Annotated in this window: 26 protein-coding genes and 1 riboswitch; of the genes, 6 read left to right on the top strand and 20 right to left on the bottom strand. The window is 41.0% G+C overall.

What is annotated here, in order from left to right; genetic code table 11:
* Positions 1-8: 8 nt before the first annotated feature.
* From AC1Q59_RS00635 to AC1Q59_RS00585, 11 genes are all read right to left on the bottom strand, one after another.
* A complete protein-coding gene (locus AC1Q59_RS00635) occupies positions 9-1,286 on the bottom strand; it encodes a DUF58 domain-containing protein (RefSeq protein ID WP_492363831.1) in 1,278 nt (425 codons plus the stop codon).
* Entirely contained in the window at positions 1,283-2,224 is a 942-nt protein-coding gene (locus AC1Q59_RS00630; protein WP_492363830.1) for an AAA family ATPase, read from the bottom strand. The genes AC1Q59_RS00635 and AC1Q59_RS00630 overlap by 4 nt, the downstream gene beginning before the upstream one ends.
* 137 nt (positions 2,225-2,361) lie before the next feature.
* Positions 2,362-3,543, bottom strand: coding sequence for an NAD(P)/FAD-dependent oxidoreductase (locus AC1Q59_RS00625; RefSeq protein WP_492363829.1), 1,182 nt, complete (start codon positions 3,541-3,543; stop codon positions 2,362-2,364).
* Between the two features lie 39 nt (positions 3,544-3,582).
* On the bottom strand, positions 3,583-4,020 hold the full coding sequence (locus tag AC1Q59_RS00620; RefSeq protein WP_492363828.1) for a helical membrane plugin domain-containing protein: 438 nt from the start codon (positions 4,018-4,020) through the stop codon (positions 3,583-3,585).
* Between the two features lie 211 nt (positions 4,021-4,231).
* On the bottom strand, positions 4,232-5,167 hold the full coding sequence (gene corA, locus AC1Q59_RS00615; RefSeq protein WP_492363827.1) for a magnesium/cobalt transporter CorA: 936 nt from the start codon (positions 5,165-5,167) through the stop codon (positions 4,232-4,234).
* A 108-nt stretch (positions 5,168-5,275) separates the two neighbouring features.
* Entirely contained in the window at positions 5,276-5,416 is a 141-nt protein-coding gene (locus AC1Q59_RS00610) for a hypothetical protein (RefSeq protein ID WP_492363826.1), read from the bottom strand.
* A gap of 104 nt (positions 5,417-5,520) precedes the next feature.
* Positions 5,521-6,717, bottom strand: coding sequence for a DHH family phosphoesterase (locus tag AC1Q59_RS00605; protein WP_492363825.1), 1,197 nt, complete (start codon positions 6,715-6,717; stop codon positions 5,521-5,523).
* Positions 6,718-6,807: 90 nt separating this feature from the next.
* A complete protein-coding gene (locus AC1Q59_RS00600; protein WP_492363824.1) occupies positions 6,808-7,410 on the bottom strand; it encodes a transglutaminase-like domain-containing protein in 603 nt (200 codons plus the stop codon).
* 82 nt (positions 7,411-7,492) lie between these two features.
* Positions 7,493-7,807 carry a DMT family transporter gene (locus AC1Q59_RS00595; RefSeq protein WP_492363823.1) on the bottom strand — a complete coding sequence of 105 codons (315 nt, stop codon included), beginning with the start codon at positions 7,805-7,807 and terminating at the stop codon, positions 7,493-7,495.
* Positions 7,807-8,148, bottom strand: coding sequence for a DMT family transporter (locus AC1Q59_RS00590; protein WP_492363822.1), 342 nt, complete (start codon positions 8,146-8,148; stop codon positions 7,807-7,809). Before AC1Q59_RS00590 ends, AC1Q59_RS00595 begins: the two co-directional genes overlap by 1 nt.
* 59 nt (positions 8,149-8,207) lie before the next feature.
* Positions 8,208-8,309: riboswitch (guanidine-I (ykkC/yxkD leader) on the bottom strand.
* Positions 8,310-8,376: 67 nt separating this feature from the next.
* Positions 8,377-9,021: an SDR family oxidoreductase gene (locus AC1Q59_RS00585; RefSeq protein ID WP_492363821.1), complete on the bottom strand. Its 645-nt coding sequence runs from the start codon at positions 9,019-9,021 to the stop codon at positions 8,377-8,379.
* Positions 9,022-9,179: 158 nt separating this feature from the next.
* Between AC1Q59_RS00585 and AC1Q59_RS00580 the strand changes: the two genes are divergently transcribed.
* The 3 genes from AC1Q59_RS00580 (at position 9,180) to AC1Q59_RS00570 (ending at position 12,067) form a co-directional block, all read left to right on the top strand.
* Positions 9,180-9,389: a heavy-metal-associated domain-containing protein gene (locus AC1Q59_RS00580; protein ID WP_492363820.1), complete on the top strand. Its 210-nt coding sequence runs from the start codon at positions 9,180-9,182 to the stop codon at positions 9,387-9,389.
* A 90-nt stretch (positions 9,390-9,479) separates the two neighbouring features.
* A complete protein-coding gene (locus AC1Q59_RS00575; protein ID WP_492363819.1) occupies positions 9,480-11,375 on the top strand; it encodes a heavy metal translocating P-type ATPase in 1,896 nt (631 codons plus the stop codon).
* Positions 11,376-11,377: 2 nt separating this feature from the next.
* Complete coding sequence (locus AC1Q59_RS00570) at positions 11,378-12,067, top strand: Crp/Fnr family transcriptional regulator (protein ID WP_492363818.1); 690 nt, start codon at positions 11,378-11,380, stop codon at positions 12,065-12,067.
* Between the two features lie 29 nt (positions 12,068-12,096).
* Here the strand turns inward: AC1Q59_RS00570 and AC1Q59_RS00565 are convergent, their stop codons facing one another.
* Entirely contained in the window at positions 12,097-12,858 is a 762-nt protein-coding gene (locus tag AC1Q59_RS00565) for an exodeoxyribonuclease III (RefSeq protein WP_492363817.1), read from the bottom strand.
* Positions 12,859-13,182: 324 nt separating this feature from the next.
* Here AC1Q59_RS00565 and AC1Q59_RS00560 point away from each other — a divergent pair, with 324 nt between their 5' ends.
* Positions 13,183-14,676, top strand: a complete 1,494-nt coding sequence (locus AC1Q59_RS00560; protein WP_492363816.1) for a nitrate/nitrite transporter — start codon at positions 13,183-13,185, stop codon at positions 14,674-14,676.
* Positions 14,677-14,726: 50 nt separating this feature from the next.
* On the opposite strand, the gene narI is transcribed toward AC1Q59_RS00560, so the two are convergent.
* The 7 genes from narI to AC1Q59_RS00525 all read right to left on the bottom strand — a co-directional run bounded on the left by narI (position 14,727) and on the right by AC1Q59_RS00525 (position 22,670).
* Complete coding sequence (narI, locus tag AC1Q59_RS00555) at positions 14,727-15,416, bottom strand: respiratory nitrate reductase subunit gamma (protein ID WP_492363815.1); 690 nt, start codon at positions 15,414-15,416, stop codon at positions 14,727-14,729.
* Between the two features lie 404 nt (positions 15,417-15,820).
* Positions 15,821-16,423, bottom strand: a complete 603-nt coding sequence (gene narJ / locus AC1Q59_RS00550; RefSeq protein ID WP_492363814.1) for a nitrate reductase molybdenum cofactor assembly chaperone — start codon at positions 16,421-16,423, stop codon at positions 15,821-15,823.
* On the bottom strand, positions 16,420-17,922 hold the full coding sequence (gene narH, locus AC1Q59_RS00545; RefSeq protein WP_492363813.1) for a nitrate reductase subunit beta: 1,503 nt from the start codon (positions 17,920-17,922) through the stop codon (positions 16,420-16,422). The genes narJ and narH overlap by 4 nt, the downstream gene beginning before the upstream one ends.
* Complete coding sequence (locus AC1Q59_RS00540) at positions 17,912-21,604, bottom strand: nitrate reductase subunit alpha (RefSeq protein WP_492363812.1); 3,693 nt, start codon at positions 21,602-21,604, stop codon at positions 17,912-17,914. The genes narH and AC1Q59_RS00540 overlap by 11 nt, the downstream gene beginning before the upstream one ends.
* A complete protein-coding gene (locus tag AC1Q59_RS00535; protein WP_492363811.1) occupies positions 21,585-21,878 on the bottom strand; it encodes a hypothetical protein in 294 nt (97 codons plus the stop codon). The genes AC1Q59_RS00540 and AC1Q59_RS00535 overlap by 20 nt, the downstream gene beginning before the upstream one ends.
* Before the next feature lie 14 nt (positions 21,879-21,892).
* Positions 21,893-22,204, bottom strand: coding sequence for a hypothetical protein (locus AC1Q59_RS00530; protein ID WP_492363810.1), 312 nt, complete (start codon positions 22,202-22,204; stop codon positions 21,893-21,895).
* A gap of 43 nt (positions 22,205-22,247) precedes the next feature.
* Positions 22,248-22,670, bottom strand: a complete 423-nt coding sequence (locus AC1Q59_RS00525) for a hemerythrin domain-containing protein (RefSeq protein ID WP_492363809.1) — start codon at positions 22,668-22,670, stop codon at positions 22,248-22,250.
* A gap of 210 nt (positions 22,671-22,880) precedes the next feature.
* Here AC1Q59_RS00525 and AC1Q59_RS00520 point away from each other — a divergent pair, with 210 nt between their 5' ends.
* Together AC1Q59_RS00520 and AC1Q59_RS00515 are read left to right on the top strand one after the other, a co-directional pair.
* On the top strand, positions 22,881-23,972 hold the full coding sequence (locus tag AC1Q59_RS00520) for an AbrB family transcriptional regulator (protein ID WP_492363808.1): 1,092 nt from the start codon (positions 22,881-22,883) through the stop codon (positions 23,970-23,972).
* A gap of 194 nt (positions 23,973-24,166) precedes the next feature.
* A complete protein-coding gene (locus AC1Q59_RS00515) occupies positions 24,167-25,102 on the top strand; it encodes a MerR family transcriptional regulator (RefSeq protein WP_492363807.1) in 936 nt (311 codons plus the stop codon).
* Positions 25,103-25,197: 95 nt separating this feature from the next.
* On the opposite strand, the gene speD is transcribed toward AC1Q59_RS00515, so the two are convergent.
* A complete protein-coding gene (gene speD, locus AC1Q59_RS00510) occupies positions 25,198-26,004 on the bottom strand; it encodes an adenosylmethionine decarboxylase (RefSeq protein ID WP_492364313.1) in 807 nt (268 codons plus the stop codon).
* Positions 26,005-26,071 lie beyond the last annotated feature (67 nt).

Below are 26,071 nucleotides of genomic sequence, written 5' to 3'. Positions count from 1 at the left end.
TAAATGTCTTAGCTCGAGGCCAATAAAGCATTGGTGTTTTTGGCGGTTCCAGCTAATTTTTGGGAATATTCGCTTTCTGAAAGATAATAGATTCCAAGCAAGGGCACCTCATGCTTATGCAGCTCATACCATTGGTAATGTTCCTTAGTAATGGTTTCACAAAATATCATGAAAGGATCTGCCATCATCCCGGCATATAGCATATGATCAAGCACTTGTTTTTGTTCAGTTCCGACTCGATAAGTGAGTTCAGCCAGCGAGTCTAAAAAAGGTGTAATCTCTGCGGCTGGGGAAATATATTGCTGCTTATTTCCAAGATAGTTAATGGCATTGCCGTAACAACCAACCTGAATCCCTTTTTGATGATACGCTTCGCCAACAGATGCAGCAATGGAGAGCAAATACTCAAACTCCTCCTGTTTTTTTCTTGCCAGCTTTATTAGTTCCCGAAGCTTATCACCTTCCTCATTCAGCTGTACATAAAATCCCTTTACATCAATAAAGATTAAGACTTGCTTTGTAACGACAGGCTGATAAATGTTGGTCAGCATTTTCCCTGTCCGGGCACTTGCCTTCCAATTAAATTTTCGCCATTCGTCTCCAGGCTGATACTCTCTTATCCCATTAATTATCAAAGGATCCTCTAAAAATCCGCCCTGTCTGCCTTTTACTTGCCATCTGATAGAAGGATTAAATTCGGGAACAGTTACTGGATATAATTTCGGATAGATATAAAGCTGCTGGTGAAGTGAATATGATATTTCCTTTTCCGAAAAACGGAATCCATCGCCAGATCTAAGTGTGATGTTTCCTATATGGTACACCCCTCGTTTAGCAGCCTCCCCTTTTACACTCCAGGAAATTTTTTGGAACCATAATAGCCAAAGGAATCGGATAATATATTTTTCTTGTTTTGCTTCGCCCCATATAACCTCATTTTTATTGGGAAACTCCCATTCAACCCATATCAGCGGCAGCCATTTATTGTTTTTTAGCGAGGCCTCAGCATGGAATTGCTCACTAGCAAAGATCCTGCTTTTATTGACTCGAAGTTCGGGAGTCAAATTCTTAAGTGATCGTTCTTTCCAAAAGAATGTAAGGACGCTTAATAATAGCAAAAATATGCTGACAGCGATCAGTGGAGTAAAGGAAAACCAAACACCAGCGAGCAAAAAGCCTGTCCATATCCAAATTGCATATTTTCCGAAAAAAATACTTGTTTTTATTGACGGAGCTTCTTGTTTTTCTCCACTATTATTTTCATCCACCTTCTTTATATCACTCATAGATGGACGACCGCTTCTTCTGGGAGATTTGTATTATCAAGAATTTCTTGTAAAATTGTTTCTGCTCCTCTGTTATTAATTCTTGCTTCTGTTTTAAGGAGCAGGCGATGGTTCCATACATGCGGGGCCATTTCCTTTACATCGTCTGGAAGAACATACGTCCTTCCATTTAGGTATGCCCAAGTTTTAACTGCTTTGTAGAGTGCCTTACTACCGCGAGGGCTTACTCCAACAGAGATATAAGGATGATTTCGGGTTTTATGAGCCAAGGCAGTAATATATTTTATAATAGACGGATGAATAGCAATCTCCCTGCATTGATTCTGCATATCTTTAATTTGCCCTGGGTTGAATACTGCATTGATTTTTGAAAATGGAATATCATCACCGACTAATTCAAGCATTTGTTCTTCTTCTGTTATGGAAGGATATCCAAGTGAAAGTTTGATTAAAAACCGATCAAGCTGCGCTTCAGGCAATTTGAATGTTCCTTCCATTTCAATCGGATTTTGTGTAGCTAAAACTATAAACGGAGTGGGAAGCTTATGCGTCTCCCCTTCAATTGACACCTGTTTTTCCTCCATACACTCTAATAGACTTGATTGTGTTCTAGGAAGTGCCCGGTTGATTTCATCTACTAATAATACGTTCGTGAATACAGGCCCTTTTCGTAAATGAAAATCGTTGTCCTTTGGGTTAAAGATAGAAGCACCCAATATATCTGATGGCAGCAAGTCAGGTGTGCATTGAATCCGCGCAAACAGGCAATCTAATCCTTTTGCAAATGCTTTTACCATAGTTGTTTTTCCAGTGCCGGGGAGATCCTCTAGAAGAACATGTCCCTCAGTAAGCAGAGCAGTCAGCAAAAGCTTCAATTCTGTTTTTCTTCCAATTACACTTTTTGCAAGTTCATCCCATAATTTCTCTGTATGTTCCATTTTTATTCTCCTGCCATATTATTTTGAAATTTTAAACTAATTATAGCATGACTAGTAATAGTGGGACTATTTTAAAGTTTGAGGCAAATAAAAATCCCTTGACTCGTGTAAGTCAAGGGAGATATAATTTTTCATTATTAATAAGTTAAAGCAAATAAGCCTTTGATGTGTGAAAGATAACGAACATTACTTGCTTCTTTCATTAATGTAGCTGGAAGGCCTTTAAGCTGTGTTCCGTTTGCACCGATGGAAGCAACAGAGTCATTGCGGCCAAGGCTTGCTAGTGTACCTGAGTTAACAGGATTAAATTCTTCCATAGTTTTTTCATTAAAGAAAGCAAATAAATTGTAGCCAGTAAGTTCACCCATCTGCCAAGCATTTTGTGCAGTTGGAGGGTATGGACGACCGCCCTCTTTAGGGAATGCAACAGCACTGTCGCCAACGATAAATACTTCAGGATGTGAAGTAGATTGAAGGTATTCATTGACAGTTGCGCGTCCGCGGTCACATGCTAGACCTGATTCGCCGACTAAAGGATGGCCAGCAACGCCGCCAGTCCAAACAAATGTGTTGGCAGTAATTTTTTGTCCATCTTTAAGCTCGATGACATTTCCGTCAACCTTTGTAACAGGAAGTCCTGTTAAGAACTCAACACCGCGTTTTGCTAAGCTTTCAGTAGCACGCTCAATTAAATTGTCCGGAAGCACCGGAAGAATTTTCGGACCTGCTTCAATAAGCTTAATTTTAAGGTCATTGAAGTCAACGCCATAACTTTTAGCGATTTTAGGCATGTTATCGATGATTTCGCCAACAAGCTCAACACCTGTTAAACCGCCGCCGCCAATAACGATCGTAGCATCGGCTTCATTTTTAGTTTTAGAATATGCTTCGATTCTTTCAACAATATGATTGAAGATTTTATTTGCATCTTCAACAGATTTTAACACCATGCTGTTTTCTTGAAGTCCTGGGATGCCAAAGTATCCAGTAACACTTCCTAAACCAACAACAAGTGCGTCATATGATAAGGTTTGTCCATTATCAAGCTTTACTTCTTTGTTATCAACATTAAATGATTCAACTTTTGAAATCACTAAATTAATGTCTTTGCCTTTGAATAGTTTATCCAATGGAAGAGCGACAGCTTTCTCAGAGATTGTTCCCCCTGCAAGGCGGTGCAATTCAGTGATAATTTGATGTGTTGGGTATTGGTTTACTACAGTAATGTATGCGTCTTTTGCGTTTAAATATTGACGTGCAGTTAACGCAGTAAGAACACCGCCGTAACCTGCGCCTACAATAACGATATGTTTTGACATGTTTAAATCCTCCGTCCCTAACTTTGTTGTATAAAAGAATTATTTTTGTTGTTTGCGTTCATTTGAAATTTCAAGATAGGCATTAACAAAACGGAAAAGTTTTTGTGCCTGCGGATCTTTTATCATTTTGATTAGACCGAAAAGACCAATTACTTCATTCTTTTCATCCGCACGATCTTTTGCTTCAATAGCAGCAGATGCGATTGATTTTACAGAATCTTTTACTGGTCCTGCAATTTCTTTAATTGCGCCAACAGTGTCATTCTTTAATACGTCGTCAGTTGCCACGGATTGAGCAAAGTCATATGACTTGTTAAGAATATTGAGCAGTTCAGTTAATTTAGGTAATTGCTCCACTAAAGCTGTTAAAGCATCTTGAACCTCTGGCTTTAATAGCTGATCAAGAATATCAAGCTTGTCTTGGTTAACAGACTCTAATTGCTGTTCAGGCTTTGTTTCAGTAACTGTCGCTGTCATTTCCTAAACCCCTTTGTACAAATATTTATTCATATTATTAACTGAAAGATAATCCCAATTTGTTAGAAATTTCACAAAGATGTTCATAAAAGTTCTACTTTTATCTATTGATTTTTATCCTTCCAGTTTCCCTAAACAAATATACGACTAAATTCTGGTTTTGGCAAGGCTATTTTCATGCGAAATCTCTATGGTGGCATTGAATTTTGCCTTAATCAAACCAGCCCATTTTCCATAAAACAATCAGAAGAATCGTCCCGACGGAAAACATCACGCCAAGTACACCAAAATAGCCCCAATGCCATGTTAGCTCCGGCATATATTCAAAGTTCATCCCGTAAATGCTGGCAATAAAGGTTAATGGAATGAAAATTGAAGACATAACAGTGAGGGTTTTCATGATATTATTCATTCTATCTGAATTAAGTGATATATAGCTGTCACGGATATCATTTGTCATTTCTCTATTAGATTCAATCATTTCTGAAAGCCTTAATAAATGATCATAAATATCCATGAAATACAATCTTTCCTCTTTTGGAATAATTACACGTTCGGAATTTAAAACTCTGTACAGCAGTTCTCTCATCGGAAAAATCGTCCGGCGCAGCTTGAGGAGTTGACCTCTTATTTCGAATAAATCCTCTATCACACTGTCCTCTTTCATCTCTAACTCATTAATTTCATCTTCTATTTTGTATAGTGACGGAAAATACTCATCAACAATTTTATCCATTAAAATATAGAAAAGATTTAAGGCCCCTTTTTCAAGGATTTTTTTGTCGCTTGTCATTTTTTGCCGAATCATTATAATTTCAGGTGACGTGGATAAATGGTAGGTTACAATGAAGTTTTTTCCGACAAATACATCAATTTCTTCTGGCAAAAGAGTGGATTGATTAAGGGTATGGAGTACGAAAAAATCATAGCCATCGTAGTAATCGAGCTTTGGACGCTGCAATCTATGCATACAGTCTTCAATAGCCAGCGGATGGAAGTCAAAAGTTTGATTTAGAACTTGTGATTCCTCATCGGTTGGTGAATCAAAGTCCATCCAAAACCACCGAATTTCCGGATTAAACAACTGCTCTTTTGGCAAATCTTCGATAAGTCTCCATTCATTTGTAACTGCATATGTGCGAATCATCCGTCATCCCCCTATAAAAGGTAGAATTCCCTGATGTCTTTTATTTATATGGCAAAATAAAAGGAAGGAGATCTGTTATATCCCCTTCCATTGTTAGTATTCCTTTTATTATTGGCCATCGGCTCCATTTAAAGTAACTCTTCGAACATGGCCGTCATCAAAATTATTGGCCCGTTGCGCTTGTACTTTATCGTTCAGCAATTTCTTTTGATCGACCTGCCTTGATGGCGTTTGCTTATCCTTGGACACTTAAATACCTCCTCTGTCTCTTTAAATCCTTCTTATTGTGCTTATATTTCCGTAAAATAAACGATAAAGTAATCGGTCTTTTCCCAAAAATTTCTTTAATAATTTTACGATTGTTCGGTTTTTTTCATCCTTTTTATTTCATTTAGTAAATAGTCAACAAATGTATCATCTCTTACAAGCCAAGCTGCATGATTTCTTTTTAAGAAATACACACCCTCTTCATAAGTTTCAAAGGTTTGATCCATTTGTTTCTTGTTTCGGTCAATTTTCCACTCAGAATCAGATACCCGTTTAAGAAGATAAAGGTTTTCTTCACGGTCTTTATAAAGTGTGCCGAATGATGATTCCTTTACGTTGTACCGAGTGTTTCTGGCATCTTCTCTTAATGGTTCAAGATGAAATGTCCCAGCAACAAATTTTTTATAGGCGCTGTCGGTTAAAGAACAGCCTGAAGCTTTTGCGTGGCCGCCGCCGCCAAATTTTCCCGCTACTTCAGACACATCGATATGATCATGAATCGTTCTGAATCCGACTCGTTTTCCGCCCATATTTAAGATAGCGATATAATCAAGATGCGGATATTCCTTCCCTAATTCATTCCCAAGTTCAGAATGATAAGATTCAGCATGAACGATTCCTGCCAGATGTGATCCAATCTGGGCCTGAATAAGTTCGCGGCGCTTGCGGCGAATATACCGTTCAATTTTTTCTTCTTCCATATCTAAAATTCTTTTTTCAAAATCATCGAAGGAAAAATGGTCACTTGTATGAAGTCTTTCAATCATTTTTTCTTCAAACTCATCAATAGATACAAGAAAGAATAATGCATTTAATCTCTGGGCCTGCTGATTATTATTCTTTTCCCATTCCCATGTGTCATACTGTCTGACAAGCTCCACAAATTCAGCAATAGCGGGTGCTGGATTTAAATGGCTTCGGTTTACCAGGTATTCATATAATAATGATGTCGCACAAGTCAATTTCCCATCCTCATCCTCGACTACAATATGCGCCCACTCATAATCATTGAAATGGAGGGATGTTTTATGATGATCAAGCATCTGAACTTTTCCGCCTGCCTGAAAAAACTTTTCCAGCCGCTTTTCATTTTCCTCGTTGACGGAGAGATCAGTAATAATTAGAGATGTGTCCCTGTCCCCGTTCTCGTAAAACCATTCTACCTCGCGGTCAAGGCCGGAAATAGAGTTATAACGAACCTTTACATTTTTGCCAAAAGCAAGCTTAGCAAGGATGCCGCATCCGACACCATCTAAATCATTATGTGACAGCAAATGATACATTGACTTCACCCCAAAGTTAGTATGGATTTATTATGGAAGAATTATTGAAAAATTTTCAAGTTTAGAGATGTAAAAAAGACCTGAAAGCAATTATATGCTTTCGGGCCTTTTGTAAAATAATTCATTGCAGTCAAGCGAATTTTTCATTGAATCTATAATAGAATCCAATGGGCTGCTGAAAATATACGGGTAATCAATTTCTTTCAGTTCTTCTCTAATTGGATAGGCAAGTTTTTCTGGACTAACGCTGAATTCCGAGTAAACACCTGGCTTGTTTCCACGGGGGTCAACCCTAAACCATGAATCCATCTCGTTAAGCCAGACAGCATTAAAACCGTGAAGGGCATAACCGGATTCAGGAGTTCCTTTTCTTGTGACCCGCTGGTAACAAAACCCTGCCGGAATATTCATTCCCCTTAAAAAGGCTGCAAGCAAATGTGCCTTGGCAAAGCATATTCCTTCCTTATGCTCTAATGTTTCTGAAGCAGTAATTGAAACAAATTTACTATCAACATCAAAAGAGTGCTGAATCTCATCTCGTACAAAATTAAATGCTAATTTGGCGCGTTCTAATTTTGTTTTACCCATATAATTGAACTCTTCAATTTTGGCAAGGATCTTGTTGTTACGAAAATTAATGATTTCTGTTTCCTGTAAAAATTCCGGTATATCCCCTGAGGCAATTAATTCCATATTAACCACTCCCATTATCTGATTAGGATATTATAGGGTAATTAATGCATTCATTCAGTGATATATATCAATGATCCTCATTTTACGATGTAAGCTTTAACCCAATCGCTGCCCCAAGAACCAAACAAATAAACAAAATCCGCTTCCAGTCTTTTGGTTCACCATAAAGAATCATCCCAAGAATAGCTCCCCCAGAGGCACCGATTCCAGTCCAAATCGCATAGGCGGTTCCCATCGGCAAATGCGCCATCGCTAATGCGAGAAATAAAAAACTGCCTCCGAAACTGATCATAAGAAAGGCTAAGGATTGCCAGTTCTTGTTTTTATGAAGTGTGTTGATAGCTGTAACCCCGGTCATTTCAAACATTCCTGCCAGAACAAGATAAAACCAGCTCATTAGGCGGCTCCCTCCTTCACTTCAGACGGCTCCTCTTTTGTTACTAGCTTAAGCCCGATTACACCCGTTAATAAGATTAAGATTAGAATGATCTTTGCCGGTTCTAGTGGATCGCCAAAGAAAAGGATATCTGACAGGACGGTTCCTGCTGTGCCCAATCCTGTAAATACTGCATAAACCGTACCAACAGGCAGCTTCTTCCCTGCCATGATTAATAAATAAAAACTGACAATTATACAAATAACTGTTCCCGCCCATGTCCAAAAATCATATGCATGTTTTAGGCCAATGACCCAGAAAACCTCGAAAAATGCCGCTATAAATACTTTTAGCCAATTCATTCATGTTCCCTCCTAAGGAAAAAATAAAAAAGCCCGGCAGATAGCTGTTTTGAACAGTTATCTCCCGGGCTTTTATCCCTCCGTGTCACAGTTTGCACTGTGGGTTCTCTCTCGGACCAGACCAGAACAGATGTTTCTGCGGAACCCTAGAGAACCTTACTATTTTCATTACTTATTATTATATTTTATCTTGACCGTTTATCAAGATGATTTTACTTCCTTTTTCTGCTAAATGTTCTTGATTGCTTCTGAAATGAGTGCTTCTCCTGACACTAAATCAAAAGAGCGCTTATACGTGCCCTTTTCTTTAAGAACAGCAGCAATCGTTTGGGCAACATCTTCGCGGGGAATAGTTATTCTTGTAAGCTGATCCCCAATAGATATTTTTCCTGTCCCCGGTTTATTTAGTAACCCGCCTGGACGAATGATTGTGTAGTCCAGATTACTTCGCATAAGCTCCTTATCAGCGTAATGCTTGGCAACATAATATGGCTTAATTTTCTCATTCCAATTTTCCCTGTTATTTGCCTGAAGCGCACTGACCATGACAAATCGCTTAATGCCGGCTTTTTCAGCAGCTTCCACCGTTTTTACCGCACCATCCAGATCAATTAGCAAGGTTTTATCTGCCCCTGTATGTCCCCCTGAACCAGCTGTGAAAACAATCGCATCACAGCCTTTTGCTGCATTGGCTATGGAATCAACAGTATCTTCTAAATTAGCTAATGCTGTTTCAATTCCTATTGCTTCATAGTTTTTAGCCTGTTCTTCATTTCTAACCATAGCTCTGACGGTAAATTCCTTGCTGTCATTTAATATACGGGTTAGGTGCTTGCCAATTTGTCCATTAGCTCCTACAACAAATACCTTCATTAAATAATTACTCCCTTCCAGTTTTTTCATTTATTATTTCATTAATTAATTAGCCTTTCAAGGAAAGGGCCTCAAACTTGACCTTAGTCAAGGAAGCCCCATAGGGTACCTCTTATAATGAAGATGTAAACAAAGCTCAACATTAGGAGGAAAAGCACATGAAAACAGTTACTTTCCAGCTCGAACCGCTTACATGTCCATCATGTATAAAAAAAATTGAAGGCGCACTATACAAACAAGAAGGTGTAGCCGAAGCCAAAGTACTCTTTAACTCAAGCAAAGTCAAAGCCAAATATGATGAAACCATCATCAAACCTGTTGACATTCAATCCACGATAGAAAAGCTTGGTTATCCTGTTATGCGTTAAAGCACTGGGGGCCTGACCCCCACTGGTTTAACGCGTTACCATGTCGGGGGCCTGACCCCCGCTGATTTAAAGTGCGAAAGGGTGAGTGGTATGACTCAGAGGATGAGGTCGGTTGTTGTTGGTGTGTCGGCTGTGATGCTGGCTGCGGCTTTTGCAGCTAAATGGTTAGGGTTAGGTTTAATGATGGATGTGTTCTTGCTGGCTGCGACTGGAGCAGCGGGGTTTCCGATTGCGAGGAAGGCTTTTCAGGCATTGAGAATGAAAGTGTTCAGCATTGAATTGCTTGTAACGATTGCAGTTATCGGCGCCTTAATCATTGGAGAATATACGGAATCTGCTGCAGTCACGTTTTTATTTCTATTCGGTGCCTTTCTTGAAGCAAAAACACTGGCTAAGACCAGGTTTTCTATTAAGGCACTGATGGATCTTGTTCCAGCAGAAGCGAATGTTATTAGGAAAGGTGAATCTGTTCAATTACCTGTTGAGGAATTAACAGCAGGTGATCGGGTTCTTATTCGTTCAGGTGATAAAGTGCCGGCTGATGGGTTTATCGATACCGGTACAGGCTTTCTAAATGAAGCAGCTATCACAGGGGAACCGTATCCTGCGAGGAAAAACATCGGAGATCACGTATTTGCAGGCACAATACTAGATAGCGGTTATATTGAGGTTATTGCAGAAAAGGTTGGCGATGATACAACCTACTCAAAAATCATTGAACTTGTTGAGGAAGCTCAGGAAGCTAAGGCTAAAACGCAAAAGTTCCTGGAAAAGTTTGCGAATCTCTATACCCCTGCCATTGTCATCCTATCAATCCTTGTATATATAATCACAAAAGATATTGATCTTACATTGACATTCCTAGTCATTGCCTGTCCAGGTGCCTTGGTTATCTCTGCTCCAGTATCTATTGTTGCTGGTATAGGCAATGGGGCTAAGAACGGCATCCTCATAAAAGGCGGGGAAATGATTGAAAAGTTTGCTCGGGTCAATGCAGTTGTATTCGATAAAACAGGAACTTTAACGAAAGGCCAGCCTGAAATAACAGAGATCGCAGCCATGACAATCAATGAAAATGACTTATTGCAATTTGCCGCACAGGCAGAAACCATTTCAGAACACCATCTCGGTCAAACAATCGTTCGGGAAGCAAAAAGCCGCAATCTTTCACTTAATGAAAAACCGGATGAGGCTGAGGTTATTAAGGGGTTGGGGATTACTGGGAAAATACAAAAAAACGTGTTTGCGATTGGGAATCGAAAACTTATGCTCGATAAAGAAATCTATATACCCAGAGGAATTGAGATTCAGGCCTTAGGTTCAGAGAAAAAAGGAAATACCGTGATTTTTGTAGCCATTAATAAAGAGATTGCCGGTCTGATTTCCATTGCCGATCAAATTCGGCCAGAAGCCGCAGAAGCCATTAGAAAATTAAAAGCCAATGGCATTAAAAAAATCTATATGCTTACCGGAGACAACCGACACACGGCAAATCTTGTCGCAAATAAATTGGGCATCGATCACGTCCTTGCTGAAATGCTCCCAGAAGATAAAGTTACTAAGGTAAAACAGCTTCAGGAAGAAGGTTACCGCGTAGCCATGGTTGGTGATGGAATTAATGACGCCCCTTCAATAGCAGCAGCCGATATCGGGCTGGCTATTGGCGGTGCAGGAACAGATGCAGCCATGGAAACAGCTGATGCAGTCCTCATGTCTGGGAAGCTTGACAAATTAGTTCACGCTCTAAAGCTCTCTAAGGCAACCGTCAGAAATATGAAACAAAACACCTATTTTGCCGTGAGCACCGTAATCCTTTTGCTTGGCGGGGTCCTGCTGAAAAAAGTATTTTTAGCATCAGGCATGCTCATTCACGAATTAAGTGTGTTAATTGTTATTCTTAACGCGATCCGTTTAGTAGGATATAATAGTGAGAGGAAAAAGAAGCAAGAAGCAGATCCTGCTATTATGATCGAAAAGGGTGTTTAAAATTGAGCAGCTGCGGGCACACAGACCATCACGGGAAACATTTATGCATTTCCGTTGTACCAACTTTTAATCATTTAAAGCAAGAAGAAATGGAAGAAATCGTAAAGACAACAAAAATGGAGAAGTTTTCTCGAGGACAGGTCATCTACGAACCCGGAGATCCCTCAGACTATATGTATATTGTTCATAAAGGCCGAGTGAAAATTTACAGGCTTTCAGAATCTGGCAAAGAACAGCTAATTAGGATTATGGGGCCCGGGGATTTTATGGGAGAGCTTTCGCTATTTTCTAAGACAGCCTTTGATCACTATGCAGAAACAATGGAAAAAACAGAAATATGTTTTATGAGACAAAAAGATCTTCAAGCATTTTTACTAAAATGGCCATCCATTTCATTAAAGTTGCTTGATGAACTTAGCAAACGGCTTGACCATACAGAAAAACTGGTCAGCAGTCTGACACTAGAGGATGTCAGCAAGCGAATTGCTTCCTATCTCGTTGAACTGGCAGAAGAACAAAACAAACTGCAGGTGTCACTCCCAATGAGTAAAAAAGATTTAGCCTCCCATCTTGGAACTACACCGGAAAGTGTAAGCAGAAAACTGACCGAATTCCAGGAACATGGATTAATTAAACAAACAGGGCAAAAAGGTATTGAGATTATCGACCTTGAGTCGCTAAAACTTCAATAAAAAAGTATTGGAGAATATCCAATACTTTTTTATTGTGCAAAATCCATCTCCAGCATAATCGGGCAATGGTCACTTCCCATCACTTCGGAATGAATTTGTGCGGCTTTAATCTGATTTTTTATACGGTCGGAAACAATAAAATAGTCAATGCGCCATCCAATATTTCTTTCCCTTACTTTCATCATATAACTCCACCATGTATACGCCCCTTCCGCATCTGGGTACACATACCGGAAACTGTCCACGAACCCGCAATCAAGGAGAGTAGTCATTTTATCCCGCTCCTCATAAGTGAATCCGGAGTTCCCTATATTTGGTTTGGCATTTTTTAAATCAATTTCTTGGTGGGCAACATTTAAATCACCGCAATAGATGACCGGCTTTTTCTTGTCAAGCTCCAGCAAATAATCGCGCAGCTCGTCCTCCCACTCCAAACGAAAAGAAAGTCTCGCCAAGTCTCTTTGGGCATTTGGAGTATATACATTCACCAGAAAGAAGCTTTCGAACTCAAGGGTAATAATTCTGCCCTCGTCTTCTGAATCCTTATCCCCTACCCCATATCTAACAGATATCGGCTCTGCTTTGGTAAAAATAGCTGTACCTGAGTAGCCCTTTTTCAAGGCATAATTCCAGTATTGATGGTATCCCTCAAGGTCAAGCTGGATTTGCCCTTCCTGAAGCTTGGATTCCTGAATACAAAAAATATCTGCATCCACTTCATGAAAATAATCTAAAAAGCCCTTCTTTACACAGGCTCTAATTCCGTTCACATTCCATGACACAAATTTCATATGCTGCTTTCCCCTTTAATCATTTCTCTAGAATATAGAGTAACATGGAAAAGCTGCACACGCACTGAATTTGATCTTGGAAATATGTGCACGCTGACAAAAGAATTCTGTGAACAATGATTATTTTGGGTATGAGCTAATAAAATATCTATATAACTTCATGGTGTGTGACATAAAGGGTTTCTTCATGAACCTGGCAGAGAAGCCTTTTAAGGCAGGTCTTATTTCGTATAAAAGCGAACTAAGCTTTTTAATGAAAATTTTTTTATTGAAACTGGCAAATAATAAGTTAATATAAAGGATTTGCGCTGAAAGGAGAAGATTATGCAAAATAAAGGTTTTCAATTATCATTACAGACTGGAAGCTTGGTTGCCGGTTTTATGGTATGGGTCATCCTTTCATCGTTGATGGCTTATATAAGAGTGGATATTCCGCTCACCGATGGCCAAAGTTCATTGGTAACAGCAGTCCCCGTGATTCTTGGGTCGATTCTCCGCGTCCCAATTGGATTTTGGACTAACCGATACGGGGCAAGAGTAATTTTTGCCATAAGCTTTGCCCTGCTTATTTTGCCGGTATTTATCATCAGTATTGCTAATTCATTTTTAACCCTCATTCTGGGCGGTTTGCTTCTAGGGATTGGCGGAGCGGTATTTTCAATCGGGGTTACCTCCCTGCCAAAATATTATCCTAAAGAAAAGCATGGATTTGTCAACGGGATTTACGGGGCCGGTAATATTGGAACGGCGATTACATCTTTTTTAGCACCAGTGATTGCGGATTCTGCAGGATGGCGGGCAACCATTCAATTTTACATTATCTTAATGGCACTTGTTGCTATTATTAACTTCCTGCTTGGTGATCGCAAGGAGAAAAAGGTGCATGCGGTCTTTTCTGAACAGGTTAAAAGTGTTTATAAAAATCCTATACTTTGGCTTTTAAGCCTATTTTATTTTATTACATTTGGGTCGTTTGTTGCCTTTACCATTTATTTGCCTAACTTTTTGGTCAATCACTTTGGGCTGGAAAAAATCGATGCCGGCATGCGAACGGCTGGATTCATTGCCTTGGCCACGTTCTTGCGGCCCGTTGGGGGATGGCTGGGGGATAAGTTTAATTCCTTTTTAATATTAGTTGTGGTTTTTTCTGGACTGACTTTCGCTGGATTTCTTTTATCGTTCACCCCTTCTCTGCCAATCTACACAGTTGGCTGTTTGGCGGTTGCAATCTGTGCTGGAATCGGAAATGGTACCATCTTTAAACTGGTTCCCTTTTATTTTTCCCAGCAGGCAGGAATTGTTAACGGGATTGTCTCCGCTATGGGAGGTTTAGGGGGGTTTTTCCCGCCAATCATTTTAACCATCCTATTCAGCTGGACCGGGCACTATGCTATTGGTTTTATGGCCTTGTCAGAGTTTGCCCTGGCAAGTACCATTCTTGTTGTCTGGCTGTATTACCAAGAGCGGCTAACGCTAGCACGTGAAATCATGGAGAACACGAGTGAAGGCATTATGGTAACAGATTTAGACGGCAAGATTGTCAGTGTGAATCCAGCATTTACTAGGGTTACTGAATTTACACCTGAAGAGGCAGTCGGCAAATCGCCAAGTATTTTGCAATCAGGCAAGCATGATGCTTCTTTTTATAAGAAAATGTGGGCTGAAATTGACAAAAAAGGTTATTGGCAGGGAGAGATTTGGAATAAAAGAAAAAGCGGCGAGATTTATAAGGAGTGGCTGACGATTAGTATCCTTCGCGATGAGAGCGGAAATAAATATAGGTATGTTGGTATGTTCAGCGATATTACAAAGCCTTAAGGCAAGAAAAATCACTTTCGGTTTTTATCGAAAGTGATTTTTTTATTTGTTTATTTGGTTTTATATCCGTCCCTTGCCCGATATTGCTGCGGCGCACGAGCTGGATAGCGGGCTGGAAAACTAAACATATGGATAAGCTGGGTAAACGGGATTGCCGCAAATAATATAAATGAGGCAATGACATGGATTTGGAATAAAAGCGGTACCCCCAGCATCAGCTGGTAATCTGGCTGGAAGGTAAACAGACTTCTAAACCACGGACCGATTGTCACTCGATATTCGTATTCGACCACCGTTGTATTATAGACAAGTGTCATATATGTACCAAGCCCTGCTACAACAAACAGCCAAATCACGGTAAACCAGTCGGCAAATGAAGCATGGACTTTTACTCTTGGGTTTGTAGCTTTGCGGATAATAAGGATGATCAGGCCAACGACAACCATCAGACCGGCAACCCCACCGCCGGCAATCGCACCGAAATGGTATAAATGATCGGAGACGCCAATCGCTAAATAAAATTCTCTTGGGATAAGAACACCCATGACATGACCGATAAAAGCAAAAACGATGCCCCAATGAAAAAGTATGGAACCAGCCCGAAGCCACTTTTTCTCGAAAATTTCAGTTGACGGGGCATGCCACGTTTTTCCGCGAAAAATAAAACGGTAAAAAGAGGCGACGACCAAAATGGTACCAACGATATAAGGAAAAACACCCCACCAAAAAAGTCCTTCCATATCCATCCTCCTTTTAAACATAATAATCAGGTTCGAAATAGACCTTGGTTTGGACAGAAACCTCTTAAAACCTGTTCATTGAGTCCGAACTTGACCCGGGTTCGGACAAAACTTCCTTAAAACCTGTTTAGCGAGTCCGAACTTCACCCTGGTTCGGACACAACCCCCGCAAAACTTGCTCACCTAGTCCGAACTTCACTGGGGTTCGGACTGAACTCCCTAAAAACTTGCTCAGCGAGTCCGAACTTCACCCTGGTTCGGACACAACCACCGATAAACCTGCTTACCAAGTCCAAACTTCACCCTGGTTCGGACACACCCCCCGCAAAAACTGCTCAGTGCGTCCGAACTTCACGCCAGTTCGGACGACAGAACTCCTCCATAGTCTATTAATCAAGCCCAAACTACAAATAAAGCATTGGGTACGGCATATCATCCAAATCAGCTTCTTCTCGTCCGCTTTCCACTTGAGAAATTTCGTCTGCAGTCGGAGCTTCGAGTGCAAAAGACATTAACAGATCAAAAATATGATAATAGGGGCTAGTTTCCGCGAGATTGGAAAAAATTCTCTGCCCTGCATATGCTAGTCTTTTCTTCAACCCGTCTAATTCTTTGCAGTCCTCCGCAACTGCGGCAAGCTCAAGTAGCATTGGCATATAATCCGCCAGTTCTTTTCCAATATGTTCAAACCCTAAATATTCAATTAGTTTTTGAAGCTGTATCAGTGCCCCTCCGCGTTTACGGCTGTCGCCAAGCTCTTGCGAAGTAAGGTACAGACCCGTTTTTTCTTTGTAGTCAAAGAGGGACACATAATGCTCCTGGAGCTCCGTTAGTGACATGGAGACTAACGGTTTTAGCCGTATGCTTGCTTCCTTCTGCAGCTCCTCAGATGAAATATACTTTTTCACGAACGCATCAAGATTTTGTGCTTCGTCAATAAAAGCCTGGTCCGGGTAATCCAAGAAGCGGGAGACAATGAATAGAATTGCTTGATCGTCCTTTATCATCCGTTCTCACTTCTTTCATAAGGATAGGTCACCATACCTTCTGGAGGCGCGATTTCTTCAATGCTGCAGGAGCCTTGCCGATAATGCAGATTATCGTCCATTTCCCTGCGGCCTGTTGGAATAACAAATCGCTCATTGTACTTGGCAACTCCTAATAGACGTGCCATGTCCTCCAGCTCTTCAACTGTGGTGTTCGCTTCCTTAAGCAGCTGACTTTTCTTCACCTCATCAACACCGCCAACCGTTTTTGCCCGCATATGCACGCGCATCGCTGCCATCTTCAAAAGAACCCTGCGGATGACACTAGTATCATCGGCTGACAGAAGGGATGCGAGATATTCCATAGGGATTCTCATGTCATCTACTGCAGGAATATAGCCATCCGCACTTAAGCTATTCTCGTTGGTAATATGGTTCATAATCGGGCTAAGCGGCGGAACATACCAAACCATTGGCAGCGTTCGGTATTCCGGATGGAGCGGCAGGGCTATTTTCCACTTCATCGCCATTTTGTAGATTGGTGATTCCTGTGCACTTTTGATCCAGCTGTCGTTGATGCCCTGTTCCCGTGCTTTTTCAATGATTTCAGGATCATTCGGATTTAAAAATACAGAAAGCTGTGATTCGTATAAATCTTTAGGATCTTCCACAGAAGCTGCTTCTTTGACTCTGTCAGCATCATATAGAACAACCCCGATATAGCGAATCCTTCCGACACATGTTTCCGAACAGACCGTCGGCAGCCCTGCTTCTGTTCTTGGGTAGCAGAAATTACATTTCTCGGCTTTGTGGGTGTTCCAATTGTAGTACACCTTATGATACGGGCATCCATTCATACAGAAACGCCATCCCCGGCAAGCATCTTGGTCTACCAGAACAATGCCGTCTTCCTCTCTTTTATAAAGAGCCCCAGATGGGCAGGATGCCACGCATGATGGATTTAAGCAATGCTCGCAAATTCGCGGCAAATACATCATAAAGGTTTTTTCATACTCCATGGCAATATGCTCTTGAAGTTTCTGGACGTTAGGGTCCATCGGCACGACTTCACTTCCACCGGCAAGATCATCATCCCAGTTCGAGCCCCAAGTCGGCTTATCAATATATTCACCAGTGATCATTGATCTTGGCCGCGCAACTGGGAGACTCTCTCCCTTCGGCCGCTTGGAAAGATGTTCAAAGTCATATGTCCATGGCTCATAAAAATCATCGATCGTAGCCATATTCGGATTGTAAAAGATGTTGGCAAGCTTAGAAATCGGTCCGCCTGCGCGCAGGTGCAGCCTTCCGTTTCTTAATGTCCATCCGCCTTTATAGCGGTCCCGATTTTCCCATTCCTTGGGGTATCCGGGACCAGGCCTTGTTTCAACATTGTTATACCAGACATATTCCATCCCTGGTCTGTTAGTCCATGTGTTCTTACATGTAACCGAACATGTATGACAGCCAATACATTTATCCAAATGCATGACCATCGCCACTTGGGCTTTAATTCTCAAGCCAATCAACCTCCTTCAGCGGACGGATAATGGCCATTGTATCCCTGTTGCTTCCTGTTGGGCCGTAATAATTAAATCCGTAGCTAAGCTGTGAGTATCCGCCGATCATATGTGTCGGTTTTGGATTAATCCTTGTCACACTGTTGTGTGTTCCTCCGCGTTTTTTGTTGATAGTATTGCCCGGTACCCCCATATGCCTGTCTTGGGCATGATACATAAACGCAACACCGCGCGGAATCCGATACGTTAAAACAGCTCTTGCTGTCACAACTCCATTCCGGTTATATACCTCAATAAAATCATTGTCTTTGATCCCTGCAGAAGCTGCATCCTTTTCATTCAGCCATACAACCTGCCATCCCCTAAACAGCTGGGACATTTGGTTTGTATCTGTAAACATTGTATGAATGCCCCATTTTTGGTGCGGGGTCATATATCGCAGGGTAATGGATTTCCCTGGATTATCGACTTCCTTCTCCCCTTTTAAAAATGGCATGGCATTGACTGGCGGGAGATAAAGCGGCAGTCCTTCCCCATAATCCAAAATCACTTCATGATCGAGATAAAAGCTTTGCCGGCCAGTGAGCGTATGCCAAGGAATATTGTATTCTTTATTCACAGTGAATGGAGAATACCGTCGATTATCCTTTTCAAGACCGCTCCAGACAGGAGTTGAGATTGTTTGGCGAGGCTGGATTGTCAGTGCATCGAGGGTAAAATCTTCTTCTTCGCGGTTTTCCGCAATATGCATAAGACTCTTTCCCGTCTTTTCCTCCATCGATTTCCAGCCTTCAACCGCCCGTTTCCCATTTGTTGCTCCGGACATGAGCAGAATCGCGTTGATGGCCTGTTTGTCTGAGAAAAGATCAGGGTGGCCTTTTCCTACACCCTCACGCTTGGATACGCCTAATCTCTTTAACAGCTCTTTGTAGGCCTTTTCTCCGTCAACTTTTACACCTTTTGTTCCGTAACCTTTGCGGATATTTTCTCCTACTGTCGTCCACATATCGTATACGTTCGGATAATCACGTTTAACGATTGTCAGATTAGACATCGTTTTACCAGGTATCGCTTGGATTTCCCCATTGCGCCAATCCTTTACCTTTCCGAATGGCTGGGCGATTTCATTGATCGTATCGTGTGCCAGCGGTGACATGACTACATCCTCCTGAGCAGGAAGATGATCTTCTGCCAGCTCAGAAAATACCCGGGCGATTTCTCTAAAGGCATCCCAGTCACTTCTTGTTTCCCATGGCGGTGAAATAGCCGCATTAAATGGGTGGACAAATGGATGAAGGTCTGTGGTGCTTATATCGAATTTTTCATACCAGGTTGCTGCAGGCAGAATAATATCGGAAAATAGCCCAGAGCTTGTCATGCGGAAATCCATCGCGATAAATAGATCCGTTTTTCCTTCAGGCGGCTTTTTGTCCAGTTGTACATCTGCTGGCTCCCAGGAATTTTCCGTATCTGTAAGAACAGAATCATCTCCGCCAATCAAATGCTTAACAAAGTATTCATGGCCTTTTCCGCTATCTCCGAGTAAATTGGAACGCCAGTTAAAGAAGACACGCGGAAAGTTCTGCGGATCATTGGGATGTTCCATTGCATATTGAATGTTTCCCTTTTCAATTTGCTTGGCAATATCTTCGATAACGGCCTGGTCGTTATCCCCTAACCGCTCACGGGCATCCTTCATCACATCAATGGAATTCTGCGTCCACTGCGGAAAACTTGGCAGCCAGCCAAGACGTGCTGACATCGCATTAAAGTCCGCTGGATGCATATTTTGATATTTGCTGTTTGGACTCCAGTCATTTGTTTCGCCTTCTGCTTTATATTCATAGCGGAATTGTTCCGTTGCAAAATAAAAGAATGAAGTACCATTCATGAATCTAGGTGATTTGGTCCAATCATTAGCAAAAGCAATTTGCGAAAACCCTTCAATTGGGCGTACTTTTTCCTGGCCGACATAATGGGCCCAGCCACCGCCGTTTACACCTTGAGATCCTGTTAATAAAACAAGGTTAAGGATGCAGCGATAGATTTGGTCACTATGGAACCAGTGGTTGGTTCCTCCGCCCATGGCAATCATAGATTTCCCCTGTGTCCTTGCCGCATTGTCGGCAAATTCTCTGGCAACCTGGATAACATGTTCCTTTTTCACACCAGTAATACTTTCCTGCCATGCTGGTGTATAAGGCTTGCTGTCATCGTTATAATCTGTTGGATAATCCCCTTTTAATCCTCTGTTGACGCCTGTATGGGCCATCATTAAATCATACACTGTAGTTACGAGGATCTCGTTTCCTTGCTGGTCCTTAATTTTCTTAACCGGAACGCCTAAAGATACCTTGCCGCCTTTCTTTTCGGCGAAATATGGGAAGTCTACCAAAACAACCTCATCAGAATCATTAATGAAGCTTAGCTTTGGATTAATGGCCTTTCCATCCTCGCTCTTTAGATCCAGATTCCAATTCTGTTTTCCTTTATCCCATCTAAAGCCTTGACTTCCAATTGGAATAGCCGTGCTTTTTGAATTTTCATCCCAGACCACTGTCTTCCACTCGCCAAGCTCACTGCCTTGGGCAATGTCTGAAGCTCTCAAGAAGCGGTCGGAACGATAGCTGCCTTTTTGGCCGTCTAACATAACAAGGAATGGCAGATCTGTATACTGCTTAGCATAGTCAACAAAATATGGTGTTTCTTTATCAGCATAGAATTCTTTTAAAATCACATGTGTCATGGCCATGGCCAGTGCGCCATCAGTACCAGGCTTTGCTGGCAGCCATATGTCAGCGAATTTTTCATATTCCGCATAATCCGGGCTTACCCCAACAACCTTCGTTCCGTTATAGCGTGATTCGACCATAAAGTGAGCATCAGGCGTCCGCGTCTGTGGAATATTTGTGCCCCAAATGATGAAATACTTTGAGTTATACCAATCTCCGCTTTCCGGTACATCTGTCTGATCTCCCCAAACCTGCGGAGAGGCTGGCGGAAGGTCTGCATACCAGTCATAGAAGGAAAGGATGGTTCCGCCGATTAAGGATAGGAATCTTGTTCCTCCTGCGTAGCTGATCATCGACATTGCCGGTATCGGCGAGAAACCGCAGACCCGATCAGGTCCGTATTTTTTGATTGTGTAAATAGTGGCAGCAGCGATTAATTGGCATAGTTCCTTCCAATTTCCGCGGACAAATCCGCCTTTTCCGCGCGCTTTCACATACTTAGCTCTTTTTTCAGGATCATTGACAATATTTTCCCATGCTTGAACAGGATTATCGGCAGACTTTAGTTCGTTGAGCCATAATTCGTAGAGATCACCACGGACATAGGGGTGTTTAACTCTTGTTGGACTGTATGTATACCAGGAAAAGCTGGCACCCCGCGGACATCCTCTTGGTTCATAGTCAGGGAAGTCCTCCCCTGTTGATGGATAATCGGTTTGCTGTGTTTCATAGACGATAATTCCATCTTTGACATAAATTTTCCAGCTGCATGAGCCGGTACAGTTTACTCCATGTGTGGAACGGACAATTTTGTCATGCTGCCATCGTCTTCGATAAACGTCCTCCGAATTTCTCGGTCTTGGGCTATGTTCTGTCCAGCCATCGTTAATTCTTGATCCTCGCTGTAAATGTTTTAATCCAGCTAGTAATTTATTCTGCTTTTGCTCCATTTATCCAGTCCCTCCTTTCTATGCTGCTCAGCGGATTAAAATCTTCACCTGCGATTCTTACTGGGCCGACACCTTCTTCAAGCTCCCTGACAAAAATCTCGAAGCTTGCAGCATTGGCGGCGGCAAGAATGAGTCTCTGCAGCGTGTTCATATCATTCATTTCATAGATTTTTTCAATCATTTCTCCTGGGATCTGACCAAATCGCATTCTTAAAAGCGCGATTAAATCCTCCCTGTCCTCCACAAGCATGGAGTCTGACTCAAAGGAAAACATTTTATCACCCTCCCTTAAAGCTTAATCATTTTGAAATACTCTTGAATCAAGCGATTTTTACAGCTCTCTGCTGTTTCTTTAAAGAATTCGCTAACTTCTTCATCCGGCTCGAAGGCTTGCTTATCACTAATAATTGTTCTGCCAACTTCAGAGAAGCTGTCTGCAAGCTTGATAGATAGCTCAAAGCCTGAGTGGCTTTTCTTGATAAAACCATGAGCGTCATACGGATGAATATTATATTTTTTAAAAATATCAATCATTCTGCGATAAAGAACTGGTGAAACAATCCTCAATGATTCTTCTTTTTGCAGCTGATATTCTCCCAATTTATTTCCCTCCCAAAAGACTTCCTTAAATTTCCTCGGATTATTATTCGTTATGACCAAGCAATTTATTCATTTCATCCTCATTATGGATTAAATCAACAATGATCAGGCCGTCCAGCAGCTTCAAGAATCGTTTATCTGCTTCCTGGTTTTCCAGCATTTTCTTCATTTGCTCGACAATCCGGCGCATAATATCGTGATCACGGGTCAGCTGTGCAACAAGATCATTCAGTTCTGGATGCTCCTCCTTCATTTCTTTATATAAACCCTCTTCTTCTGACTGGGCATGTGCCAATGTCCGTGATTCCCAATGCTCTATAATGATTTCCGCTATTTGCAGCGCTTTTTCTTTATCATTTTCTCCAAGACAGCGATGAAATAAAGAAGCTAATTCCTTTGCTTCATTTAAGGCAGCCTCATGGATAGAGGAATGTGCGTCTTGCTTTTTAAGGCTAGGTCCCGACAAATTAGATCTCTCCCTTTCACATAAGGTAAATTATGGCTTAGATAAGCATTAGTAACCATCATATCCAAAACAGGGGCTGATAAACTTATAAGAGATGAACGTTTTATGACGAAGAAAATTTTGGAAATTTTTTTCAGCCACTTAAATTAAAATATGTTATTATTAATGGCAAAATGACTTTTACGATTCTTTATAAAGAAGGTTTGAATCATGATAAAAGATAAAGTGATGCGGTTAATAGCTTCATTCCTGGCTGCCATTCTCGGCGGGATTGTTTTTCAGCTGCTGCATTTGCCAATTCCCTGGCTGCTTGGATCGATGACTTTTGTCTTAATCGGTTCCCGGTTATTTAAAATAGAATTCTATTGGCCACGATATATAAGAGAGGCTGGGCTTATTATTGTTGGTTATGAAATGGGGCTTTCTTTTACAAAGGAAACTCTGATTGAGGTAGGCAATAAGCTGCCATCCATGCTGTTTACGACCGTTTTAATTATTCTTTTTTCATCTGGTGCTGCATGGATCATTTCTAAGTTTACTAAAGTGGATTATCCCTCTGTCCTATTAGGCAGTATTCCAGGCGGACTTTCACAAATGATTGTGATGGCCGAGGAAGAAAAGGGCATTGATTTAACGATTGTGACCTTTTTGCAAGTGGCCAGGCTGATGATGATCATTTTTATTGTGCCTGTTCTTGTGTTTGGTCCTTTTTTCGGAGGTGAAAAGAGTGCAGTAGTGGAGGCGTCGTCCCCTTTATGGAGTGATTTGTCATCTAAAGTTCTTTTGTTTTTTATTCTTTCTATTGGCTTTGCTTTTCTTGGAAAAAGGATCCATATGCCGACTCCTTTTTTACTTGGCCCAATCATTGTCACGGCGAGCCTGAATATTTCAGGCGTCAACGGACCCCTGCTGCCGCATGGCCTATTAGATCTATCACAATTATTTATTGGCGGATATATTGGCCTAATGATGAAACCAGAAAAACTCGAAAACAAGACAAAAATGATAACTTTGGCCTTGATCAGCAGCTTTTCACTTATTCTATGTGCATTAGGTTTGAGCGTTGGTTTGATGACGTATTATCATTTCTCCATCCCTACAAGCTTTCTTGCTCTCGCGCCAGGCGGAATGGAACAAATGGCGCTGATGGCGCATGAAATAAGAGCTGATCTATCCATTGTGACCGCCTATCAGCTCTTTCGGATTTTCTTTATTCTTTTCATTGTTCCTCCCGTCCTAAAATGGCTTTTTAAAACACAAATGAATAAAAAACTAAGAATAAAACAAAAAGCCACTGAATAAAACCGCCTTGAATAGGGCGGTTTTTTTGTTGTCGAAATTGTTGTTTTTTCAAATTTATGCTCTTGTTTTGACAGCTTTTGTCAGGCAGCAGGAAAAAGTGGTAGTGGATGATGAATAAGTTTACATGCCAAAAAAAGCTTCGGAGCGTGCTTCCGAACGATTCATAACCTAAGAGATAGAAAGGGATGGAAAAAATGACAAGTGAATTTGTTAAAGCTTATACAGTGAAAGAAGTATCAAAAATGATCGGTGTACCGCCAGGCACCTTAAGACAGTGGGAAAAAGATCTTGACGGCCTCCTTATAATCCCGCGTACAAAACAGGGCGCCCGTTTTTATACAGATGAAGAAATCAACATGCTAAACATTGTAAAGCAAATGCGCGCAAAGAGCTTAAGTAAAGAAATGATTAAAGAGTTATTCCAAAAACATTTAGATTCAAAAGGCGGTTCCGAAGCAATCGAAACCGTTCCGGCAATGATTGACGAAATCGAACCAGCACAGGAAAAAAGCGAGATGAAAGAATTAGAACTATACGCAGTTATGGAGGAGTTCCGCACACGTTTAATTGATGATGTAAGAGCTGAAATAAGAACATCAATAAAGAAGGAAGTTCTTGAGGAAGTGAAAAAAGAAATCTCAAAAGGGTCCCTTCATACTGTAAAAAGTTTATCTGATTCTATTTATAAATCGAATGAAAAAACTAAAGAGGAGATTCAAGAACTTTCTAAATCCATACATAAGACTTCGGAAGAGACTTCCGAAACGCTCGGAAACCTTTCACGAAGGATTGTGAAAACTTCAAAAGGAACCTCCGAACAAATTCGCAATCTAACAAAACACGTAGCAGATTCTTCGGAAGCAGCTTCCGAAGAGTTCAAAACGATGATTCATTATATTTCTAGCTCTGCAGAGGTTACACACACAGAAATTAGCTCTCTCATTGAGACACTTAATACCGATAGAGAAATTTATCTGGAAACTATAAATCAAGAACGCGAGCAATACTGGCAGGATGTTCATCAGCGGGAAAAAACATTCCAGGATTTAATCGTCAATTTCCGAAGTGCTGCCGCAGCTGAGGAAGAAAAGGCAAAACCATGGTGGAAGTTTTGGGAAAGTAAGGCATAATCAGTAATTAGGCTGAAAATCGTATAAATTAAAACAAGCAGTCCCTGTCCCCTCCTGGTTCATATGACTTAGGAAGGGCAGGACTGCAAATAGTTTTATTTTATATTTGTACCATAAAAAATTTCATCCATTTCAGTCTGCAATTTTTCTGTAATTTCATCTATTTCTTCTTGGGGAAGCTTATCCTTTGTATATCCAAATAAATAATTATTTAAGTCAAAATCCCTGATCCGGCATTTTGTATGAAAAATATTGGCCTGATAGATATTTACATCAATCATATCAAATTCTTCCTTAATATCTTCAGGAATGTAATTTTGAATCGAACTGATATTATGATCGATAAATAGCTTATGTCCAGTTTTCTCCCTTGTGAAACCGCGTACGCGATAATCAATTGTCATAATGTCGGTATCAAAGGAATGAATTAAGTAATGAAGCGCCTTCAATGGTGAAATTTCCCCGCACGTTGAGACATCAATATCTGCCCTAAAAGTACTTATTCCTTCGGTCGGATGATATTCCGGATACGTATGCACAGTTACGTGGCTTTTATCCAGCTGCATGACAACAGAATCAGGCAGCGGCCCTGGTGACTCGTGAAAAGATTCAGTTGGTACCTCAACAACAGGCCCTTCTGACACAAGCATGGTAACGCTTGCTCCTTGCGGGACATAATCCTGCTGTGCAATGTTTAAAACATGTGCCCCAATAAGATCTGCCACGTTTTTTAAAATTTTCGTCAGCCTTTCTGCACTATATTCTTCATCAATATACTCAATATAGGCTTCCCGTTCTTCTCTCGTTTTCGTATAGCATATATCATACATATTAAAGCTCAATGTTTTAGTCAGATTATTAAACCCATGCAGTTCAATTCTCTCTTCTGGAGTAAAATTCAACATAATTCCCCCTTCAAAAAAGCTAAGAACACCCAGATTAGTTGTAAATATTTATAGCTTGCCCGGT

The sequence above is a fragment of the Cytobacillus sp. MT66 genome (genome assembly GCF_058792595.1).
This window is presented reverse-complemented; position numbering and strand designations above follow the sequence as displayed.

Excerpts from the sequence above, each read along its gene's own strand:
- narJ (WP_492363814.1), bottom strand. The coding sequence starts at position 16,423 with ATGATAAAGGACGATCAAGCAATTCTATTCATTGTCTCCCGCTTCTTG.
- AC1Q59_RS00595 (WP_492363823.1), bottom strand. The coding sequence starts at position 7,807 with ATGAGCTGGTTTTATCTTGTTCTGGCAGGAATGTTTGAAATGACCGGG.
- AC1Q59_RS00600 (WP_492363824.1), bottom strand. The coding sequence starts at position 7,410 with ATGGAATTAATTGCCTCAGGGGATATACCGGAATTTTTACAGGAAACA.
- AC1Q59_RS00625 (WP_492363829.1), bottom strand. The coding sequence starts at position 3,543 with ATGTCAAAACATATCGTTATTGTAGGCGCAGGTTACGGCGGTGTTCTT.
- AC1Q59_RS00585 (WP_492363821.1), bottom strand. The coding sequence starts at position 9,021 with ATGAAGGTATTTGTTGTAGGAGCTAATGGACAAATTGGCAAGCACCTA.
- AC1Q59_RS00620 (WP_492363828.1), bottom strand. The coding sequence starts at position 4,020 with ATGACAGCGACAGTTACTGAAACAAAGCCTGAACAGCAATTAGAGTCT.
- AC1Q59_RS00535 (WP_492363811.1), bottom strand. The coding sequence starts at position 21,878 with ATGTTTTCCTTTGAGTCAGACTCCATGCTTGTGGAGGACAGGGAGGAT.
- AC1Q59_RS00605 (WP_492363825.1), bottom strand. The coding sequence starts at position 6,717 with ATGTATCATTTGCTGTCACATAATGATTTAGATGGTGTCGGATGCGGC.
- AC1Q59_RS00565 (WP_492363817.1), bottom strand. The coding sequence starts at position 12,858 with ATGAAATTTGTGTCATGGAATGTGAACGGAATTAGAGCCTGTGTAAAG.
- AC1Q59_RS00520 (WP_492363808.1), top strand. The coding sequence starts at position 22,881 with ATGATAAAAGATAAAGTGATGCGGTTAATAGCTTCATTCCTGGCTGCC.
- AC1Q59_RS00580 (WP_492363820.1), top strand. The coding sequence starts at position 9,180 with ATGAAAACAGTTACTTTCCAGCTCGAACCGCTTACATGTCCATCATGT.
- corA (WP_492363827.1), bottom strand. The coding sequence starts at position 5,167 with ATGATTCGCACATATGCAGTTACAAATGAATGGAGACTTATCGAAGAT.
- AC1Q59_RS00575 (WP_492363819.1), top strand. The coding sequence starts at position 9,480 with ATGACTCAGAGGATGAGGTCGGTTGTTGTTGGTGTGTCGGCTGTGATG.
- AC1Q59_RS00630 (WP_492363830.1), bottom strand. The coding sequence starts at position 2,224 with ATGGAACATACAGAGAAATTATGGGATGAACTTGCAAAAAGTGTAATT.
- AC1Q59_RS00540 (WP_492363812.1), bottom strand. The coding sequence starts at position 21,604 with ATGGAGCAAAAGCAGAATAAATTACTAGCTGGATTAAAACATTTACAG.
- AC1Q59_RS00560 (WP_492363816.1), top strand. The coding sequence starts at position 13,183 with ATGCAAAATAAAGGTTTTCAATTATCATTACAGACTGGAAGCTTGGTT.
- narI (WP_492363815.1), bottom strand. The coding sequence starts at position 15,416 with ATGGAAGGACTTTTTTGGTGGGGTGTTTTTCCTTATATCGTTGGTACC.
- AC1Q59_RS00515 (WP_492363807.1), top strand. The coding sequence starts at position 24,167 with ATGACAAGTGAATTTGTTAAAGCTTATACAGTGAAAGAAGTATCAAAA.
- AC1Q59_RS00590 (WP_492363822.1), bottom strand. The coding sequence starts at position 8,148 with ATGAATTGGCTAAAAGTATTTATAGCGGCATTTTTCGAGGTTTTCTGG.
- AC1Q59_RS00635 (WP_492363831.1), bottom strand. The coding sequence starts at position 1,286 with ATGAGTGATATAAAGAAGGTGGATGAAAATAATAGTGGAGAAAAACAA.